A 17,358-nucleotide genomic window follows, 5' to 3' on the forward strand; every position below is an offset into this window, starting at 1 on the left:
CACGGCCGTTACAGTTATGGCGCTGGCGGGATTCGAATGGACCGGGTCTTGCCGGCGCTGCTTGTTTGCCGGTCAGCCCTGCTCCCTTGCACGGTTACATTCCGCTTGCGCCGGAGCGCCCCCTTCGGCACATAGGCGCCATGATCCTGACCCCCATCGCCATCGACAACATGCCGAAGGCCATCGCCGCCTTCGACGCCCATCTGGACGGCCATGCCCAAGCACGGGCCGCCTTTCACCGGATCGCGGCAACTTGGCCCGTGCGGCCAGACGACGAGCCCGGCGGCGGTGTCGACACGCCGGCCCATCGGGCCGACGCGGTGCGGCTGGCCCATGCCCATGGCATCGACACGCTGGACGAGCCGCCCAGCCGCTCCTTCATGTGGGACGGCAGGGTGATCCGCACCGATGTCGAGGCGACGGTGATCGTGCATGAGGTGGCGCACTGGCTGTGTGCGGCGCCGGAGCGGCGGACCCTGATCGATTATGGCCTCGGCCCCGGTCCGGAGACCACCGCCCGCAAGGAGGCGCGCGCCGACAAGCGCCTGTGCTTCGAGGACTGCATGCATGAGGAGCAGCAGACCTCGCTGCTCGGCGTGCTGTGGGAGGTGGAACTGGACCAGCCGGGGATCCTGGCCTTCCTGGAGCAGAACTGGATGGAGCATTGGGAGCGGCCGAGCACCGCCGCCTTCTTCATCCGCCATGCCGAGGAGCTGTTTGCCCGCGGCCTGATCGACGCCGACGGCCGTCCGACGACGGCGCGCGAGTGGGCGGATGCGCGCAAGGGCGTGCTCGTGGGATAAGCGTCGGCTGGCGAATGCCCCAATCCGACGCTCATAAGCAAAAACGCCCTCCCCTGCACATCTCAGGAGAGGGCGTTTTCGTTTCATCCCGCCCTCATGCCGCCCACCATCACGCCGCAGTGATTCGGGTGATGAAGGCTTCGATCTCGTGGTCGAGGCGGTTGAAGCTGCGCGACAGTTCCTCGGTCGTGTTCTGCACCGATCCGGCGGAATGGCCGGTGGTCTCTGCGGCCTGCTGGACCAGACGCATCTCCTGCATCACCGCCATGGTGTCGACGGCGGCACGCTGGGAGCGGGCGCTGATGTCGCGGGTGGCGGCGTCCTGCTCCTCCACCGCGGCAGCGACGGTGCCGAGAGATTCATCGACCTGACGGATAGTGCCGACGATAGCGCGGATGGCGCCTACCGCCGCATGGGTGGCGGCCTGAACCGCGGCGATTTCGGCGCCGATCTCCTCGGTCGCCTTGGCGGTCTGGTTGGCAAGGCTCTTCACCTCCTGCGCCACGACAGCGAAGCCCTTGCCCGCCTCACCGGCGCGCGCCGCCTCGATGGTCGCGTTCAGCGCCAGCAGGTTGGTCTGACCGGCGATCGACTGGATGAGGCCGACAACCTCCTCAATCTTGCGGCTGGCCTCGCTCAGGCCCTGGACGATGCCGTCGGTGCGGCCGGCCTCCTCCACCGCGCCGCGGGCGAGCTGCGCCGACTGGCTGATGGAGCGGGTGATCTCGTCGATGGAGGCGCGGAGCTGTTCTGCGCCGGCCGCCACGCTTTCGACCTCGCTGGTCGCCTCCTGCACCGAATGGGCGACGCTGTCGCTGTGGTGACTGGTCTGCTTGGCGTTGTCGAGCATCGAGTTGGCCTCGTTGCGCATCGACGTCGCCGACCGCACCACTTCGCCCATCATCGCCTTGACCGACGCCTCCAGGTCGTTGGCGAGTGCCGCCATCGCCTGCCGACGCTCCTGTTCGTTGCGCAGGCGCATCGCCTCCTGCTCACGCGACAGCTCCTGCACGCGGACGGCATTTTCCTTGAAGACCTGCACCGTACGGGCCATCTGGCCGATCTCGTCGCCGCGGTTGGCGGCCGGGATGTCGGCCTCCAGATTCCCACGGGCCAGACGTTCCATCACGTCGGTCAGGCGCACGATCGGACGGGCGATGTTCATGCCGATGAACAGGGCGACGCCGATCGTCACCAGCAGCGCGGCCGCTGCCACCGCCATGAAGGCCTGGGTGGTGTTGTCGACCGATGCGTTGACCGTGGCATAGGCGTCGGTGGAGACCTTGCGCTTGTAGGTCAGATAGTCGCGGCTGGTCCCCTGTAGGCGGGTATAGGCGGCCTGCACCTCCTGCAGGAAGTCCAGCGGATCGACGCCCATCTTCAGCAGGTCGAGGAAGCTGCCCACCTTCGCCAGATAGGTGGCGCCGTCGGCACCGAACCGCTCGAAGAACTTCGCCTCCTCGTCGGTGTCGGCGGTGGCGCCCTTCAGCGCCTCCGACTGGCTCTTCAACTTGCCGAGTTGGCTGCTGAGGGCCTTCATCTCCTCTTCCACCGCCTTCGGCGAGGCGTTCGCGCTGCTGAGGATCACGGTCCGGTACATGCCGGCGTGGGCCACCGTCAGGGTGTCGGTCAGCCCCTGGATTTCCGCTTCCCGGGTAAAGGAGCGGTTGAACAGGGCGTCGAGCAGGGTCGACTGCTGGGTGATCGCCGACCAGCCGAGCAGCGCGATCACCAGCATGCCGATAATCGCCGTCGTCGCCGGAATGGCCATCTTGACGGGAATGTGGAAGTTGTTGAGGAGGGTCATGGGGCACCTGCGTCGGCCGGCAGTCCGTGGCGCGAACGATCCGGCATGGCATTGGGGCGGAGGAACGTGCGGTTGCCGCGCGACGCCGCTCCGGTCGATGAAATCCTGCGGGGACAAACTCCCGCGCCGGTTCCGGGACTGATGTCGAGACGGCCTGCCCACCGGCACGGCCATGGCTGCGCCATCTCACCCGGAAAATCTTTTGCAATGATTAACGCGTTCGTTTTTGTACGAGTCTTTGATCTGACACAATCAACTTTGATTTTCTTCGAGATCGAAGCGTTCAGAGTCTTGATCATACTATGATATGCGACAGAAGAGGCGGTTCTATTGTTATCGAAAACAAGACTGGCTGGACGCCGCCACCACGGTGGCGGACTCTCATATTCCGCGTTCTTCCAGATCAAGACACAGCCTTGCCGATATCGTGATGCTTAGAAATTCATACAATTAGAGGCTAACAGGATTTGGCTCTCCCATCAATGGTGGGAAAGGCGGCTATACCGCCGAGTTCAGCATGAAATTGGCTGCCGCTCGCGCGATATGGCGCGATAGCGCTATCAAGTAAAATTCGCATACTGGCAATAATGGAGGCAACTGCCGCAAGCCGCGGCAGCCTGACCTCTCAGCCCGCTGACGACACCATGAAGGCGATGGAGATCGACACCGGCGACAGCAAGGTGGAGATCAGCAGCGACATCGACACCACGTCGCGCCCGGCATTGTAGCGCTCCGCGAAGACATAGGCGTTGATGCCGATGGGCAGGGCCGCGGCGGTCACCGCCGGGGCGACCCACAGCGGCGGCAGGTCGAAGACCTGGGTGGCCAGGAGCCATGTCAGCAGCGGATGCAGCCCGGTCTTCAGCAGGGCCACCACCGTGGCCGGCAGCACCGCACCCGAGGCCGGGCTGAGCGCCAGCGACGCCCCCAAGGTGAAACAGGCGCAGGGGAGCACCGTCTGCGCCATCATGGTGAAGCTCTTCATCACCATCGGCGGGATCGCCAGATGGATCAGGTTGGCGGCCAGCCCAAGGATAACCGACATCACCAGCGGACTGGTCAGCGTCGCCTTCGCCGCGTCCAGCGTCGCCTTCACCGGTCGGCCGGCTCGGCCGTTGCGCGCCGACCGCTGGGTTTCCGCCAGCATGGTGGCCGAGGTAAACAGCAGCGGCGACTGGAAGACGATCAGCAGCATCACCGGCACCGCCACGGTCGGCCCATACGCCTCCATGATGATGGGCGAGCCCAGCAACGCGATGTTGGAAAAGGAACTGGCAAGGCCGATGGGCGCAACCTGCTCCCGCCGGCCCGCCATCCGCATCCACAGCCCCCCCACCAGGAACACCGCGACCGCCGCAAGGTAGAAGGAGCCCAAAACCGCCCATTCCAGCGGGTCCGGGATATCCGCCCGCGCCATGTTTGAGAACAGCAGCGCCGGCAGCGCGTAGATGCCGAGGAAACGGGAAAGCCCCTGGACCATCGCCGTGCTGAAGCCACGGTAGCGCGCCGCCCAGAAGCCAAGGGCGATCAGGCCGAACATCGGCAGGACGATCTGGAAAATCAGCGACATGGACGCGGCACCATGGGGGGCGGGGTCGGCAAAGGTCGACAATGCGGCCGACGATGCGGGGGCTTTCCTTTACACGGTTCCACTCAATCGGCGGGAACGATCTCCAGCGGCGGGACGCCAAGCACATCGACCAGGGTGGCGCCGGCCTCGATCTGCTCGGTCCATTTCCGCTCGCGCTCCAGCAGGGCGAGGCTCTGGACCAGGGCGGCCTCCGCGAAGGCCAGCGGCACGACGACGACGCCGTCCTCGTCGCCCAGGATCAGGTCGCCAGGGTTGACCGGCACGCCGCCGATGGCCGCGGTGACATCCATCTTGCCGCCGAAGTTCTTGTGCGGGCCGCGGGCCACGGCGCCCTTGGCGAAGACCGGCAGCCCGAGCCCACGGATCTCGTGCAGGTCGCGAACCGAGCCGTCGACCACCAGACCGCCCAACGCGCGCCGCTTGCAGCAGCGCACCACCCATTCGCCGGCCAGCGCCACGTCGTCCAGGCCGCCGCCGGCCACCACCACCACGTCGCCCGGTTCCGCCAGGCTGACGGCGTGGTGAACCATGCTGTTGTCGCCGGGCATGGTGACCACGGTGCGGGCCTGACCGCAGATGCGCATGCCGGGGACCATCGGCTTGATCCGCGAATCCATGCTCTGGCACCGGTTCATCGCGTCGGAAGCGACGCTGCTGGGAACCGACGACCATTTGGCAAGGGAGTCGGTCGACAGGCGGGGATAATCGACGAGATAGCGCTGCATAGCCATGGCGGTTTCCTTTCTTCGTATCTGGTCGTCGTATCGGCGGGATCGCAGTGTCTGGTTCGAAGTCCGGGGGCGGCGGGTATCGGCGGAATGACCGTCCGAGAGTGGGGCCCCCCTCGGTCGTGGCAAGGCAGGCAGGGCGGCAGTGGGAAGGAAGCGGAACCGAGCGACAGTTTCAGACGTCCCAAGCCGCTGCCGAAGCCATCACCAAGGCCAATTTCCGGCACACGACAAAGGAAGGCTGCCGGACCAGGGGGAGGACCAATGGCCGGAGCATCCTCCTACGAGAATGTTTCTGAATTTTGATGCGCGTTTCCGCAGATCATCAGCGTTTGGCACAACCCCCGGAGATTTAGACCCCATTTATTTAGATTTTGAAGTGTACCTACTCCGGCGGTCATACGCAAGGAGGTTGACAATCTGTAAATACGTCATAGGAACTTTCACGTCGCCTTGCGGGTCACCACAAAGCGAGACGCAGCCACGACGCGAAATTATCAGGAAATCACAATGGCAGCCGATGGCAGGTACAACTGCGCCCCCGCCGGCTGATCACTGCCAGGAATCGGGAAGATACCAGCGTGTTGCCACCAGAGGGATCGACTGCAATTGTATGCTGATCGGGATTCGACTTGCCGCAATTGGAAGATAAGGGAGTGCGACCGGCCGCCGATCCCGTGGACGGTTCATCCCGCGCGGAACCGCTATGGAAGACGGGGAGGCAAGCCCACAAGTGATGAAAGCAAAGCATGAAAATGCGAAAGGCCGGCACCCGAAGGTCCGGCCTTTTGAGATCGCAAGCTCCAGCAGATAAGCTGGAGGAAACTGGAGCGGGCGAAGGGATTCGAACCCTCGACCCCAACCTTGGCAAGGTTGTGCTCTACCCCTGAGCTACGCCCGCGCTCCATGCCGTCGTTCAGCAGCTTGTTTCTGCCGTCCGGCGGTGTGCGGCGGACTATACTCATCGGCCGACGCAATGCAAGCACCTTGTTTCAGTTTTTTTCACCGGCTGGACGATTTTCCGCGCGCCCGGTACAAGGGCTGTCATGGACACCGCATCATCTCCACATCCGGATCAGGACGCGCCGCTGCCGACCTCGCCGGACCAATTGCTGGCGCGGCTCGACGCGCTGGGCATTCAGGCAACCACGCACAGCCACCCGCCGCTGCACACGGTGGAGGAGAGCAAGGCCCTGCGCGGCGCCCTTCCCGGCGGCCATTGCAAGAACCTGTTCCTGAAGGACAAGAAGGAGCAGCATTGGCTGGTCGTGGCACTGGAGGATGCGCAGATCGACCTGAACCGGCTGGACAAGGTCATCGGGTCGGCGCGGCTGTCCTTCGCCTCGGCGGAGCGGCTCTGGCGCTTCCTCGGCATCCGGCCGGGATCGGTCACGCCCTTCGCCCTGGTCAACGACACCGACCACAAGGTGCGCGTTGTCCTGCAACAGGCAATGATGCAGCACGACCTGCTGAACTATCATCCGCTGCTGAACGACCGCACCACCGCGATCCGGCGCGACGACCTGCTGCGCTTCATCCGCGGCTGCGGGCACGAACCGTCGATCGTCGAGTTCGGCCGCACGGAGGAGTGACGGGCTGGCCGCTCTACGCGATGCCTGCCCACGCAATGCTTGCTTGAGCCGCCTTGCGCGCTCACATATGTCCGCAACGATGAGGATCCGGGCCGGCCGGATCGGCAACTCCATGGCCCACCGGGATGTCCTAATGGGCCAGGCATCACCAACGGGACCGAAACACGCCATGTTCTCCATGCCCCCCGCCAACGGGTCCAAGCCCGCAGCTCCTGCAGCCGGTGCCGCCGACGTCGTCAAGGACACCACCGACCGCGCCTTCATGGCCGACGTGATCGAGGCCTCACGCGACGTTCCGGTGATCGTCGATTTCTGGGCGCCCTGGTGCGGCCCCTGCAAGCAGCTGGGCCCGATCATCGAGAAGGTGGTGCGCGCCACCAAGGGAGCGGTCCGTCTGGTGAAGATCGACACCGACGCCAACCCGATGATCGCCTCGCAACTGCGCGTCCAGTCGATTCCGGCGGTCTACGCCTTCTTCCAGGGCCGTCCGGTTGACGGCTTCATGGGCGCGGTGCCCGAATCGCAGGTGAAGGCCTTCGTCGACAAGCTGGTGGCGCTGGCCAAGCAGGCCGGTGTCGGCGGCGACGATATGCTGGAGGAGGCCTTCGCCCAGGCCAAGGAGATGGTGGAGGGTGGCGACCTGCAGGGAGCACTCGACCTCTACAGCCAGATCCTTCAGGCCGAGCCGGAAAACGCCCGGGCTTATGCCGGCATCGTCCGCTGCCTGATCGCCGCCGGCGATCTGGAGAACGCCAAGCAGATGCTGGCGCAGGCCCCGGAAGCCATCGCCAAGGACAAGGAACTGGCCAATGTCCGCGCCGCCCTCGACGTGGCGGAGCAGGCCTCCAACGCCGGCCCGATCCCGGAGCTGATGGAGAAGGTCGCCCATGACCCGAACGACCATGCCGCGCGCTTCGACCTTGCCATGGCGCTGTTCGCCGCCGGCAAGCGGGAAGCGGCGGTGGACGAGTTGCTGGAGATCTTCAAGCGCGACCGGACCTGGAATGACGACGGCGCCCGCAAGCAGCTGGTAAAGTTCTTCGAGGCGTTCGGCCAGACCGACCCGCTGACGGTGAAGACCCGCCGCCGCCTGTCGGCCATGATGTTCAGCTGACGCTTTTCCCGACGCAGGACGGCTGTTCCACCGGCGAAGGGGTTCTATCTGATTGGCATGACCACGAACCCCACTGGAAACCCCTTCGACCCCGAGTTCAGCCAATTGCCGGCGATGCTGCCGATCTTTCCGCTGGCCGGCGTTCTGCTGCTCCCGCGGGCGCGGCTGCCGCTGAACATCTTCGAGCCGCGCTATCTTGCGATGGTCGAGGATGCATTGGGCAGCGGCCGCATGATCGGCATGATCCAGCCGCTCGACCCTGCCGGGCGGGAGCGCGAGCCGGCCGTCTATTCCTGCGGCTGCGCCGGCCGCATCACCAGCTTTTCCGAGACCGACGACGGTCGTTTCCTTATCACCCTGACCGGCGTCGCCCGCTTCGAGATCGGGCGGGAGGTGGAGGGTGCCCGCGGCTACCGGCAGGTGGTTCCCGACTGGCGTCCCTTCCGTGCCGATTTGGAGCCGGAGGCCTGCGGCGACATAGACCGCAGCCGGCTGCTCGGCGCGCTGAAGAGCTATTTCCGGGTCCAAGGCCTGTCTGTCGACTGGAAATCCATCGAATCGACACTGGACGAGCGGTTGGTCAATTCGCTGGCGATGATCTGCCCCTTCACTCCCGGCGAGAAACAGGCCCTGCTGGAGGCGCCGACCCTGGCGGAACGCGGGAAGCTCTTGATCGGGCTGGTGGAGATGGCCATTCTCGACAGCCATGACGGGGACGGCCCGCCGCCCAAACACTGACCGTCTTCCAATCACCGCCCTTCTTCCAATCACCACGAGACACGAGATGGCGACGCCCGAGGACAAGAGCAGCGAAGCGAAAACCAATGCCCGCGTCGACCCTAAGCTGCTGGAGATCCTGGTCTGCCCGCTGACCAAGGGTCCGCTGCGCTACGACGCCGAGCGCGCCGAGCTGGTCAGCGAGCGTGCCGGTCTGGCCTATCCGATTCGCGACGGCATCCCGATCATGCTGATCGACGAGGCCCGCAGCCTCGACAAGGCGGGGTCGACGCGATGACTGGTGAGGGATTCGGCACGGTCCACTGGCCGACCGAAATCCGCCTGAAGAAGGAGGAGAAGCGGCTGGAGGTCGATTTCGACGACGGCCGGACCTTCTCCTACCCGGCAGAGTTCCTGCGCGTGGTCAGCCCGTCCGCCGAGGTGCAGGGCCACAACCCCAGCCAGAAGCAGACGGTCGCCGGTCGTCGCCATGTCGGCATCATGCGGCTGGAGCCGGTCGGCAACTATGCCATCCGCATCGTCTTCGACGACCTGCACGACAGCGGCATCTACAGCTGGAAATACCTCTACGAGATCGGCACCGAACAGGAGACCCTGTGGGCCGAATATCTGGAGGAATTGCAGGCCAAGGGCCTGAGCCGCGACCCGCGGCGGTAGGTTGCAGGCCCCTCTCCCGCCCCCGGTCGGGAGAGGGGCACCTCCCTCGCTTCCAGATTGCCCTCACTTCCAGATCGGCTTCCCGCTGCCCGGCAGGCCGTACAGATCCCATTTGCGGCTGACCGTCTCCACCACATCGTCGGTCATGTGCAGCTTCTCGCCCCACTCGCGCTTCGTCTCCGGCGGCCATTTGTTGGTGGCGTCCAGGCCGACCTTGCCGCCCAGCCCCGAGTCCGGGCTGGCGAAGTCGAGATAGTCGATCGGCGTGCCCTCGATCACCGTGATGTCGCGGGCCGGATCCATGCGGGTGGAGATCGCCCACATCACGTCCTTCCAGTTCCGCGCATCGATGTCGTCGTCGACGACGATCACCCACTTCGTGTACATGAACTGGCGCAGGAAGGACCAGACGCCCATCATCACGCGCTTGGCATGGCCCGGATAGGCCTTCTTCATGCTGACCACCGCGATGCGGTAGGAGCAGCCTTCCGGCGGCAGCCAGAAATCGACGATCTCCGGGAACTGCTGGATCAGCAGCGGGATGAACACCTCGTTCAGCGCCTCGCCCAGCACCGACGGCTCGTCGGGCGGACGGCCGGTGAAGGTGGACAGGTAGATCGGCTTGCGCCGCATCGTCATCGCGGTGACGGTGAAGACCGGAAAGGGTTCGACCGAGTTGTAATAGCCGGTGTGGTCGCCGTAGGGCCCTTCGTCGGCGTACTCGTCCAGGCTGACATGGCCTTCCAGCACGATTTCCGCCTGAGCCGGCACCTTCAGCGGCACCGTCTTGCACTCCACCAACTCAACCTTCTTGCCGCGCAGCAGGCCGGCGAACTGGTACTCCGACAGGGTGTCGGGCACCGGCGTCACCGCCGCCAGGATGGTACCGGGATCGGCCCCCAGCACGACGGCGCAGGGCAGCGGCTCGCGCTTCCCACTCGCAGCCCAACGATGATGATGCTGGGCACCACCACGGTGCTTCAGCCAGCGCATGATGGTCTTGTTCCTGCCCAGCACCTGCATGCGGTAGATGCCGAGGTTGAAGTCGTCCTCTCGCTTCCCCGTCGGGCCTTTGGTAACCACCAGTGGCCAAGTGATCAGCGGCGCCGGTTCACCCGGCCAGCAGCTCTGCACCGGCAGGCGGCCGAGGTCGATGTCGTCACCGGTCAGCACCACCTCCTGACAGGGGGCCGAGCCGACGGTCTTCGGTTTCATCGACAGCACGGTCTTGGCGAGCGGGATCAGCTCCAGCGCCTCGCGGAAGCCGCCCGGCGGTTCCGGCTGCTTGAGGAAGGCCAGCGTCTCACCGACTGCGCGCAACTGGTGCGGCTCCCGGTCCATGCCCCAGGCGACCCGCTCGACCGTGCCGAACAGGTTGATCAGCACCGGCATTTCGGAGCGCGTGCCGTCGGCCTTGATGACATTCTCGAACAGCACCGCCGGGCCGTTCTCCGCCAGCAGGCGGGTCTGGATCTCGGTCATCTCCAGCATGGTGGACACCGGTTCCTTCACCACCACCAGCCGCCCCGCCTTCTCCAGCCGGTCGATGAAGTCACGCAACGAGGTGTAAGGCATCGCTAGGGTGTCCAGTGTGTGGATGGTGCGTCCGAAACGGACGATAAACTTCAACTCGGCGGGCAGTCCGTCAAGTGTGGTGGGGCTGATTCAAAAACAAAACCCCTCCCCCACCCCCGGCAGACCAACGGTCCGGCCGAGCGCAGGAAAGGGGCTTCGTCGGATCACAAACCGGGATGCGAGACCCGGTCCGAGGTCAGTACATGTGCTGGCCGCCGTTGATGGAGAGCGTCGAGCCCGTCATGAAGCCGTTGTCGTCGTTCACCAGAAACAGCACGGCGTTGGCGATCTCCGATGCGCGGCCGAGACGGCCGACCGGGATGCGGGCGACGATCTTCTCCAGCACGTTGGCCGGCACCGCGCGCACCATGTCGGTGTCGATGTAGCCCGGCGCGATGGCGTTGACGGTGATGCCCTTGGCGGCACTCTCCTGCGCCAGCGCCTTGGTGAAGCCGTGGATGCCCGACTTGGCCGCGGCATAGTTGACCTGACCGTACTGGCCGGCCTGGCCGTTGATCGAGCCGATGTTGACGATACGGCCGAAACCGCGCTCGCGCATGCCGTCGATGACGTTGCGGCACATGTTGAAGCAGGAGGACAGGTTGGTGTGGATCACCGCCTCCCACTGCTGGTAGGTCATGCGGTGCATCACGCCGTCACGGGTGATGCCGGCGTTGTTGATCAGCACGTCGACCGGACCGAGGTCGCCCTCGATCGCGGCGATGCCCTTCTTGCAGGCGTCGAAATCCGCGACGTCGAACTTGTAGGTCGGGATGCCGGTGCGGGCGGTGAACTCCTCGGCCGCCTGATCGTTGCCGGCATAGTTGGCGGCGACCTTGTAACCGGCATTCTTCAGGGCGACGGCAACCGCCTCGCCAATGCCGCGGGTGCCACCAGTGACGACTGCAACACGAGCCATAGTTCTTCTCCCCAGATTTAGTGATGGTTGGTTGGTTTCTTTGATTTTTTATTGTTGGGCATGGGACTCCCTCCGCAGGTCCGGCGGGTGCCCCATGCCTTGGGCGAAGCGGGCCGCTCCCCTGATCGAAAGCGGCTCCGTCTGGTCCTCAGTCGCGTTGGACGCAGAGGGCGATGCCCATGCCGCCGCCGATGCACAGGGTGGCGAGGCCCTTCTTCGCGTCACGCTTCTGCATTTCGAACAGCAGCGTGGTCAGCACGCGGGCACCCGAAGCGCCGACCGGATGGCCGAGCGCGATGGCGCCGCCATTGACGTTGACCTTGCTGGTGTCCCAGCCCAGGTCCTTGTTGACCGACAGCGCCTGGGCGGCAAAGGCCTCGTTCGCCTCGATCAGATCGAGGTCGTCGACAGTCCAGCCGGCCTTTTCCAGAGCCTTGCGCGAGGCCGGGATCGGACCGGTGCCCATGATCGACGGATCGACGCCGGCGGTCGCCCAGGAGACGATGCGGGCCAGCGGGGTGACACCGCGCTTGGCCGCGTTCTCCGCCGTCATCAGGACGAGCGCGGCGGCGCCGTCATTGATGCCGGACGCGTTGCCGGCGGTCACCGTGCCGTCCTTCGAGAAGGCCGGGCGCAGCTTGGCCAGCGATTCGGCGGTGGTGCCATGCTTGGGATATTCGTCGTCCGACACGACGACGTCGCCCTTGCGGCCCTTGATGGTGACCGGGACGATCTCGTCCTTGAAGCGGCCGGCCTTCTGGGCGGCCTCGGCCTTCTGCTGGCTGGCGGCGGCGAAAGCGTCCTGCTCCTCGCGGGTCAACTGCCACTTCTGGGCAATGTTCTCCGCGGTGGTCCCCATGTGATAGCCCTTGAAGGCGTCGGTCAGACCGTCCACCAGCATGGTGTCGGCCAGCGAAGCCGTGCCCATCTTGGTGCCGTTGCGCAGATGCATGGCGTGCGGTGCCATGCTCATGCTTTCCTGGCCGCCGACGACCATGACGTCGGCGTCACCGTTCTTGATCGCCTGATAGCCCAGGGCGACGGCGCGCAGGCCCGAGCCGCAGAGCTGGTTGATGCCGATGGCGGTCGCCTCCACCGGAATGCCGGCGTTGACGGCGGCTTGGCGGGCCGGGTTCTGGCCCTGACCGGCGGTCAGGATCTGGCCCATGATGACTTCGTTCACTTCCGCCGCGTCGGTCTTGGCGCGAGCCAGCGCTTCGCGGATGGCGACCTCGCCCAGAACATGGGCGGGAACGGCGCTGAGCGCACCGTTGAAGCTGCCGATGGGCGTACGGGCGGCACCGGCGATGACAACCTCGGTCATTGAACGCTCCTCGAATTAGGACAGTTTTATTATAGCGCTGGTGGGACGCTCGGAGTGTTTCTTACCTTACGGCGTGTAGCGGGACGGGTGCAAGCCGGTCGAAGGTCGCGGCGCTAACCTGTCGCAGCAAGCCAATCGGACAATGGATTCCACACTCCGGTCTCAGCGCCGGCACTCACCACCATTCCGATATGGCCGAGCGGCGGTCGCAAGATCCGGGCGCCGGGAATAGCGGCCGGCAAGGCCAGGGCGGAGGCCGGCGGGACGATGCGGTCTCGCTCCGGAATCAGGGCCAGGGTCGGCACACGGATGGCGCCGGGATCGACCGGCAGCCCGGCGACCATCCAGGCCCCCGCCATCGTGTCGTTGCGACCGTACCAGCCGGCCAGCGCGTCGCGCGCCACTCCTGCCACCAGCGGCACCCCATCGTTCAACCAGTCCTCCAGCGCAACGAAGGCGGTGGCGGCGCGAGAGTCCGGGGCCATGCGGGCAAAGCCGGAGAATTTCTTCAGCGCCAGCAGCGGGTCGAGCTGGGCGAACAGCGCCTGCAAGGCATCGGTCGGCAGTTCGCCCCAGCGGTCCAACACCGGTCCCCAAGGCTGGATGAGGGTCGCTACCCGGCGAGCGGTCGCCGCATCCTCCGCGTGAAAGTCCCAGGGGGTCGCCATCAGCCCCAGCCCGGCGAGTGAACGCGGCCGGCGCTGCGCCAGCGCCGCGGCCAGCAGTCCGCCCATGCAGTAGCCGACCACCGGCACCGGCGCACCCGCCGCCTCCACCACGAAATCCAGCGCTCGCTCCAGCCGGCCGGCGATGTAGTCGGTCAGGGTGAAGCGCCGCTCCAGCGGTCCCGGCCTGCCCCAATCGAGCAGAAGCGGCCGGAATCCGCGCGCCGCCAGCCAGCGCATCAGGCTCTTGTCGCGCGAAAGATCCAGGATATAGGCGCGGTTGACCAGCGACGGCACGAAAAGAATCGTCCGACCGCCTGCTCTTTCTCCATAATCCAGCAGGCGCGATCCGCCCTCCGCCCACGCCACCGGCGGATCAGGCAGGTCGCGGCGGTAGGGATGGCTGCGGTAGCGCTCGATGCCGGTCAGGACGGTGTCGATGCGCCGGCGGACCTCGCGGTCAACCTCCCCGGTCAGGCGGTCGCCGGGTTCTGCCGCTCTTCCTTGTGTCCGGCCGTCCTGCCGCCGGTCCGCCCGTGACATTTCCGCCCGCAGCGCCGCCGCCCGGTCCCGCAATGCCGGGGTCCAGGGAAGCAAGCCGCTCCTCAAGAGCGGCAATGCGGCCGAGGAGCTCAGCAAGCTGCCCAGCACCGCCGTCAGATGCAGGGCCAGCGGGCGCGGCCCCTGCCGCTTCACTCGGCTGGGCGGAGCTTCGCCCGTCTGCCTGTCGTCCGCCAGACGCTCGCTCATCGGAAGGCTGTCCGTGTTGGGGGGAGCCGCTGTTCGGGAATGGCCAGGGGCGGGGATCCCAACCGGTACCGGGCATCGAACCGCCAACCAGGCCGCCGAAACCGAATCCCGCCGGCCCGAATCCGAAAGGTCCCGCCCCCTGCCCCATCATCTGGAACATCCGGGTCATCATGTCCGCCATTTCCGGGTCGGCGGCGCAGGCCGTCCATTGGTCCTGCCACAAGTCCAGGTAACGGCGCGCCAGCGATTCGTAGGAAGGCGGGTCGGCGGCGGACGGATCGGAAGGGCGGTCTGGGTTCGACGGGTCGGCCATGGCCGGATTATAGGGGGCGCCGGGCCGGATTGACCAGCCCGGCATAGCCTGTACCCTGACCTTTCGGGTATCGGCGGGAGGCCGTCGGACAGGTCCCGGTTCGCCGTCCGCACCGGTGCGGTGAGCGCAACCGCGGCGCTATGCCGCGGCGCAACGCTGGACAAATTGCTATCCCTTCGAGTAGTTCTAATGACGGAACAATTTCCGCCGCAAGTCCCGCGTGTTCCGGAACAGCATGGCCTGGAACACGTCCCTTCTTGAAAGAATCAGCGATGGCCGACAAGGAAGACCAGAAGTCCGCTCCGATCACGATCAAGAAGTACGCCAACCGGCGGCTCTACAATACCGCCACCAGCAGCTACGTCACGCTGGACCATCTCTGCCAGATGGTGAAGGACGGTCTGGACTTCGTGGTCTATGACGCGAAGACCGGGGAAGACATTACCCGGTCCGTCCTGACCCAGATCATCGTGGAGGAGGAAAGCAAGGGTCAGAATCTGCTGCCCATCAGCTTCCTGCGCCAGTTGATCGGCTTCTACGGCGACAACATGCAGTCGGTTGTGCCGCGCTATCTGGAATATTCGATGCAGGCCTTCTCTCGCAATCAGGAGCAGATGCGCGATTATTTCCAGAACACGCTGGGCGGCATGTTTCCGTTCGGACGCCTGGACGAGGTCAGCAAGCAGAATATGGCGATGTTCGAACGCGCCATGCGCATGTTTACGCCCTTCGGCACTGCCGGGGCCGCGGACGAGGCGCCCGGCGCGCAGCGACCGGCCGGCCAGTCCGGCCAGACGCCCGCCGCCACCCCCGTCGGCGCCACTTTCGATGAATTGCAGAAGCAGATCGACGAATTGCAGAAGCAGATTGCCAGCATCGCCAGCCCGGGCGGCAAGTCGGACACAAAGTAATGGGTGGCCGGACAATTCCGGCGGAAAAGGTTCCCGAGTGACGGACAGCGAGGAAGGCGGGGTCATACCCCGCCTTTTTCATTGCGCCGACCGGGGTGGGCGCGCAGGCTTGGGGCCGTGCATAGGGGGCACCTTCTCGTCCACGGAGCCGGTCCGGCCGATTGCCGGTTCAACCGGCCCGCCCAACCGTCAGGAGGGAACCGACCATGACCACCGAGCTAACCGTTTCCATCACCATGGCCAGCGACGACCCGCGCGAGGTCACGCGATTCGAAAACCTGCTGCGCGACTGGCTCAGCCATCAGCCGGGCGTGGCCGGCATGGCCATCGCCGACCGTGGCAACGACGTTGCGGCCGAAAGCATCTGGCGCGCCGCCCGCAAGGCTACCTTCGGACCGGCGCTGAAGAACCCGTTCGCGCCCTGACGATAACAACGGTCGCGATCAGCCCCTGAACAGGTGCGGGATCATCGCCGAATCCGGGCCGGTGCCCGATCCCAGGCGCGGATCGGTGGATTCCCGCACCCCCATGCCCAGGCACTTGTCGCCGATGACCCAGGCGTGCAGGACAGCACGCGTGTCCTCCTCGCGGAAGCAGGGCGGGGTTTCCAACCAAACCGCGCCATGCGCCGCGACATCCTCGCCGATGTCCGGCCCATCGTCGGCGATCACCGATCCATGCTTCAGAATGCAGGTCGGCGCACCGTCGAGCCCGTGAAGCGCCCGCACGGTCACCATCTCGGCCCCCGCCACGCCGCTGGGGTCCAGGGCCGCACGGCACAGGTTCGGGTGGCGTGGATAGAGATAGGAAAGCACCGCCAGCAGGCCATGGTTCGACCACAGCCAGCACCACAGCGGCGACAGCACGCTCATGCCGCTGCTGCGCAGGCGCTGGAGGAACCCGTCATCGGCCAACCCATCCCAGGGATAAAGCTTCGCCAGCCAGGAGATCGGCAGTCCTTCGTCATCCAGGAACCGGCGGCCATCCCAGGCGATGGAATGCAGCGGCAGCAGGCGGGTGTCGATGCCGGCCTCCGCCGCGGTCGCGGCGAGATAAACCAGTTCGCCCTCGCGCACCGGGTCGGGGGTGGCACAGGTCGCATGGATGCGGTCGCGGCCGGGTACACCCGTCGCCAGTTCCTCCCACCGCTCCACCAACGCTTCGTGCAGGCCATTGAACTGGTTGGCGTCGGGGGCCATCGCTTCGCGCCAGTTGCGCTGGATCATCGAAGCGGCGAACAGACCTTCCGTGGTGTCGTAGTTGCACCCCAGCAGCTTGACGCTGTCGCGCCCATCATAGGCCAGCGTCAGCCGGCCGGCGAGCCCGCCGGCCCGTTCGTTGCGCCGCCCGCCGGCCCAGTAATCGAGCCAGGACGCCTCCAGCAGGCGCGCCAGATCGCCGCGGATGCCGAGCGCGGCGAACAGCTTGTGCTCCATCACATGGCGCACGGCGACGGCGATCATGCTGTGCAGTTCGTCGGCCACGCTTTCGATCAGGTCGATCTGCGAGGCGGTGAACTCATAGACGGTGTCCTCCCGCCAGCCGGCCCCGGCCGACATGGCGCGCACGCCGTAGGGATATTTGCGGAGACCCGGGCGCCAGTCGGCCCGCGGCTTGATCGTCGTCCTGCGCATGCCCGTTCCAAATCCCCGATCGTCAGCGGCGGAGGGCCGGGGAAGATGCGGCGGCGGACCGACGCCCACAAAGCCGCATGGAAAGGGTGACGGGCAGCAGGCTGGTCAACTGTCCACAGGTCAACGGTCAACTCCGGGGGGCCAATCCAATGCAGACGCGGATGCTCGCGACGCAATCGCTGCGACGCAAGTACAGCCTTGCGTATGTAACCTGCCGCGACGCGACGCGCCAGCGCG

At 65.8% G+C, this 17,358-nt stretch carries 16 protein-coding genes and 1 tRNA gene; 8 read left to right on the forward strand and 9 right to left on the reverse strand.

What is annotated here, in order from left to right:
- The first annotated feature begins 140 nt into the window (after positions 1 to 140).
- Positions 141 to 803, forward strand: a complete 663-nt coding sequence (locus tag J2848_RS26940; RefSeq protein ID WP_149229752.1) for an elongation factor P hydroxylase — start codon at positions 141 to 143, stop codon at positions 801 to 803.
- Positions 804 to 912: 109 nt separating this feature from the next.
- Here J2848_RS26940 and J2848_RS26945 read toward each other — a convergent pair whose 3' ends face one another.
- The 4 genes from J2848_RS26945 to J2848_RS26960 form a co-directional block, all read right to left on the reverse strand.
- Positions 913 to 2,610 carry a methyl-accepting chemotaxis protein gene (locus tag J2848_RS26945; protein ID WP_149229751.1) on the reverse strand — a complete coding sequence of 566 codons (1,698 nt, stop codon included), beginning with the start codon at positions 2,608 to 2,610 and terminating at the stop codon, positions 913 to 915.
- A 625-nt stretch (positions 2,611 to 3,235) separates the two neighbouring features.
- Positions 3,236 to 4,180: an AEC family transporter gene (locus J2848_RS26950; RefSeq protein WP_149229750.1), complete on the reverse strand. Its 945-nt coding sequence runs from the start codon at positions 4,178 to 4,180 to the stop codon at positions 3,236 to 3,238.
- Positions 4,181 to 4,263: 83 nt separating this feature from the next.
- The gene (locus J2848_RS26955) at positions 4,264 to 4,932 is read right to left on the reverse strand and encodes an RraA family protein (RefSeq protein ID WP_149229749.1); all 669 of its coding nucleotides are present in this window, start codon (positions 4,930 to 4,932) and stop codon (positions 4,264 to 4,266) included.
- Between the two features lie 823 nt (positions 4,933 to 5,755).
- Positions 5,756 to 5,830 (reverse strand) — tRNA-Gly (locus tag J2848_RS26960).
- Positions 5,831 to 5,975: 145 nt separating this feature from the next.
- On the opposite strand from J2848_RS26960, the gene J2848_RS26965 reads away from it, so the two are divergent.
- The 5 genes from J2848_RS26965 to J2848_RS26985 all read left to right on the forward strand — a co-directional run bounded on the left by J2848_RS26965 (position 5,976) and on the right by J2848_RS26985 (position 9,030).
- Entirely contained in the window at positions 5,976 to 6,521 is a 546-nt protein-coding gene (locus J2848_RS26965; RefSeq protein ID WP_149229748.1) for a prolyl-tRNA synthetase associated domain-containing protein, read from the forward strand.
- Between the two features lie 169 nt (positions 6,522 to 6,690).
- Positions 6,691 to 7,635 (forward strand): thioredoxin family protein, encoded by a 945-nt coding sequence (locus J2848_RS26970; RefSeq protein ID WP_149229747.1) that lies wholly within the window; start codon positions 6,691 to 6,693, stop codon positions 7,633 to 7,635.
- Between the two features lie 57 nt (positions 7,636 to 7,692).
- Positions 7,693 to 8,373, forward strand: coding sequence for an LON peptidase substrate-binding domain-containing protein (locus tag J2848_RS26975; RefSeq protein WP_246193658.1), 681 nt, complete (start codon positions 7,693 to 7,695; stop codon positions 8,371 to 8,373).
- Between the two features lie 46 nt (positions 8,374 to 8,419).
- A complete protein-coding gene (locus J2848_RS26980) occupies positions 8,420 to 8,650 on the forward strand; it encodes a Trm112 family protein (protein WP_149229746.1) in 231 nt (76 codons plus the stop codon).
- Positions 8,647 to 9,030 (forward strand): gamma-butyrobetaine hydroxylase family protein, encoded by a 384-nt coding sequence (locus J2848_RS26985; protein WP_149229745.1) that lies wholly within the window; start codon positions 8,647 to 8,649, stop codon positions 9,028 to 9,030. Before J2848_RS26980 ends, J2848_RS26985 begins: the two co-directional genes overlap by 4 nt.
- Positions 9,031 to 9,093: 63 nt before the next feature.
- Here the strand turns inward: J2848_RS26985 and J2848_RS26990 are convergent, their stop codons facing one another.
- The 4 genes from J2848_RS26990 to J2848_RS27005 form a co-directional block, all read right to left on the reverse strand.
- A complete protein-coding gene (locus J2848_RS26990) occupies positions 9,094 to 10,605 on the reverse strand; it encodes a UbiD family decarboxylase (RefSeq protein ID WP_149229744.1) in 1,512 nt (503 codons plus the stop codon).
- 196 nt (positions 10,606 to 10,801) lie between these two features.
- Complete coding sequence (phbB, locus tag J2848_RS26995; RefSeq protein WP_149229743.1) at positions 10,802 to 11,524, reverse strand: acetoacetyl-CoA reductase; 723 nt, start codon at positions 11,522 to 11,524, stop codon at positions 10,802 to 10,804.
- A 148-nt stretch (positions 11,525 to 11,672) separates the two neighbouring features.
- A complete protein-coding gene (locus J2848_RS27000) occupies positions 11,673 to 12,848 on the reverse strand; it encodes an acetyl-CoA C-acetyltransferase (protein ID WP_149229742.1) in 1,176 nt (391 codons plus the stop codon).
- Positions 12,849 to 12,961: 113 nt separating this feature from the next.
- On the reverse strand, positions 12,962 to 14,263 hold the full coding sequence (locus J2848_RS27005; protein ID WP_149229741.1) for an alpha/beta fold hydrolase: 1,302 nt from the start codon (positions 14,261 to 14,263) through the stop codon (positions 12,962 to 12,964).
- Between the two features lie 585 nt (positions 14,264 to 14,848).
- On the opposite strand from J2848_RS27005, the gene phaR reads away from it, so the two are divergent.
- Together phaR and J2848_RS27015 are read left to right on the forward strand one after the other, a co-directional pair.
- The gene (gene phaR, locus J2848_RS27010) at positions 14,849 to 15,487 is read left to right on the forward strand and encodes a polyhydroxyalkanoate synthesis repressor PhaR (RefSeq protein WP_149229740.1); all 639 of its coding nucleotides are present in this window, start codon (positions 14,849 to 14,851) and stop codon (positions 15,485 to 15,487) included.
- A 206-nt stretch (positions 15,488 to 15,693) separates the two neighbouring features.
- Positions 15,694 to 15,912: a hypothetical protein gene (locus J2848_RS27015; protein ID WP_149229739.1), complete on the forward strand. Its 219-nt coding sequence runs from the start codon at positions 15,694 to 15,696 to the stop codon at positions 15,910 to 15,912.
- 18 nt (positions 15,913 to 15,930) lie between these two features.
- Here J2848_RS27015 and J2848_RS27020 read toward each other — a convergent pair whose 3' ends face one another.
- Positions 15,931 to 17,121, reverse strand: a complete 1,191-nt coding sequence (locus J2848_RS27020) for a glutathionylspermidine synthase family protein (RefSeq protein ID WP_149229738.1) — start codon at positions 17,119 to 17,121, stop codon at positions 15,931 to 15,933.
- Between the last annotated feature and the right edge of the window lie 237 nt (positions 17,122 to 17,358).

The organism is Azospirillum lipoferum, from assembly GCF_024170005.1.
In the GTDB taxonomy this organism is placed as follows: Bacteria; Pseudomonadota; Alphaproteobacteria; order Azospirillales; family Azospirillaceae; genus Azospirillum; species Azospirillum lipoferum.

Excerpts from the sequence above, each read along its gene's own strand:
- J2848_RS26945 (WP_149229751.1), bottom strand. The coding sequence starts at position 2,610 with ATGACCCTCCTCAACAACTTCCACATTCCCGTCAAGATGGCCATTCCG.
- J2848_RS27000 (WP_149229742.1), bottom strand. The coding sequence starts at position 12,848 with ATGACCGAGGTTGTCATCGCCGGTGCCGCCCGTACGCCCATCGGCAGC.
- J2848_RS26970 (WP_149229747.1), top strand. The coding sequence starts at position 6,691 with ATGTTCTCCATGCCCCCCGCCAACGGGTCCAAGCCCGCAGCTCCTGCA.
- J2848_RS26985 (WP_149229745.1), top strand. The coding sequence starts at position 8,647 with ATGACTGGTGAGGGATTCGGCACGGTCCACTGGCCGACCGAAATCCGC.
- J2848_RS27005 (WP_149229741.1), bottom strand. The coding sequence starts at position 14,263 with ATGAGCGAGCGTCTGGCGGACGACAGGCAGACGGGCGAAGCTCCGCCC.
- J2848_RS27020 (WP_149229738.1), bottom strand. The coding sequence starts at position 17,121 with ATGCGCAGGACGACGATCAAGCCGCGGGCCGACTGGCGCCCGGGTCTC.
- J2848_RS26940 (WP_149229752.1), top strand. The coding sequence starts at position 141 with ATGATCCTGACCCCCATCGCCATCGACAACATGCCGAAGGCCATCGCC.
- J2848_RS26980 (WP_149229746.1), top strand. The coding sequence starts at position 8,420 with ATGGCGACGCCCGAGGACAAGAGCAGCGAAGCGAAAACCAATGCCCGC.
- phbB (WP_149229743.1), bottom strand. The coding sequence starts at position 11,524 with ATGGCTCGTGTTGCAGTCGTCACTGGTGGCACCCGCGGCATTGGCGAG.
- J2848_RS26965 (WP_149229748.1), top strand. The coding sequence starts at position 5,976 with ATGGACACCGCATCATCTCCACATCCGGATCAGGACGCGCCGCTGCCG.
- phaR (WP_149229740.1), top strand. The coding sequence starts at position 14,849 with ATGGCCGACAAGGAAGACCAGAAGTCCGCTCCGATCACGATCAAGAAG.
- J2848_RS27015 (WP_149229739.1), top strand. The coding sequence starts at position 15,694 with ATGACCACCGAGCTAACCGTTTCCATCACCATGGCCAGCGACGACCCG.
- J2848_RS26950 (WP_149229750.1), bottom strand. The coding sequence starts at position 4,180 with ATGTCGCTGATTTTCCAGATCGTCCTGCCGATGTTCGGCCTGATCGCC.
- J2848_RS26975 (WP_246193658.1), top strand. The coding sequence starts at position 7,693 with ATGACCACGAACCCCACTGGAAACCCCTTCGACCCCGAGTTCAGCCAA.
- J2848_RS26955 (WP_149229749.1), bottom strand. The coding sequence starts at position 4,932 with ATGGCTATGCAGCGCTATCTCGTCGATTATCCCCGCCTGTCGACCGAC.
- J2848_RS26990 (WP_149229744.1), bottom strand. The coding sequence starts at position 10,605 with ATGCCTTACACCTCGTTGCGTGACTTCATCGACCGGCTGGAGAAGGCG.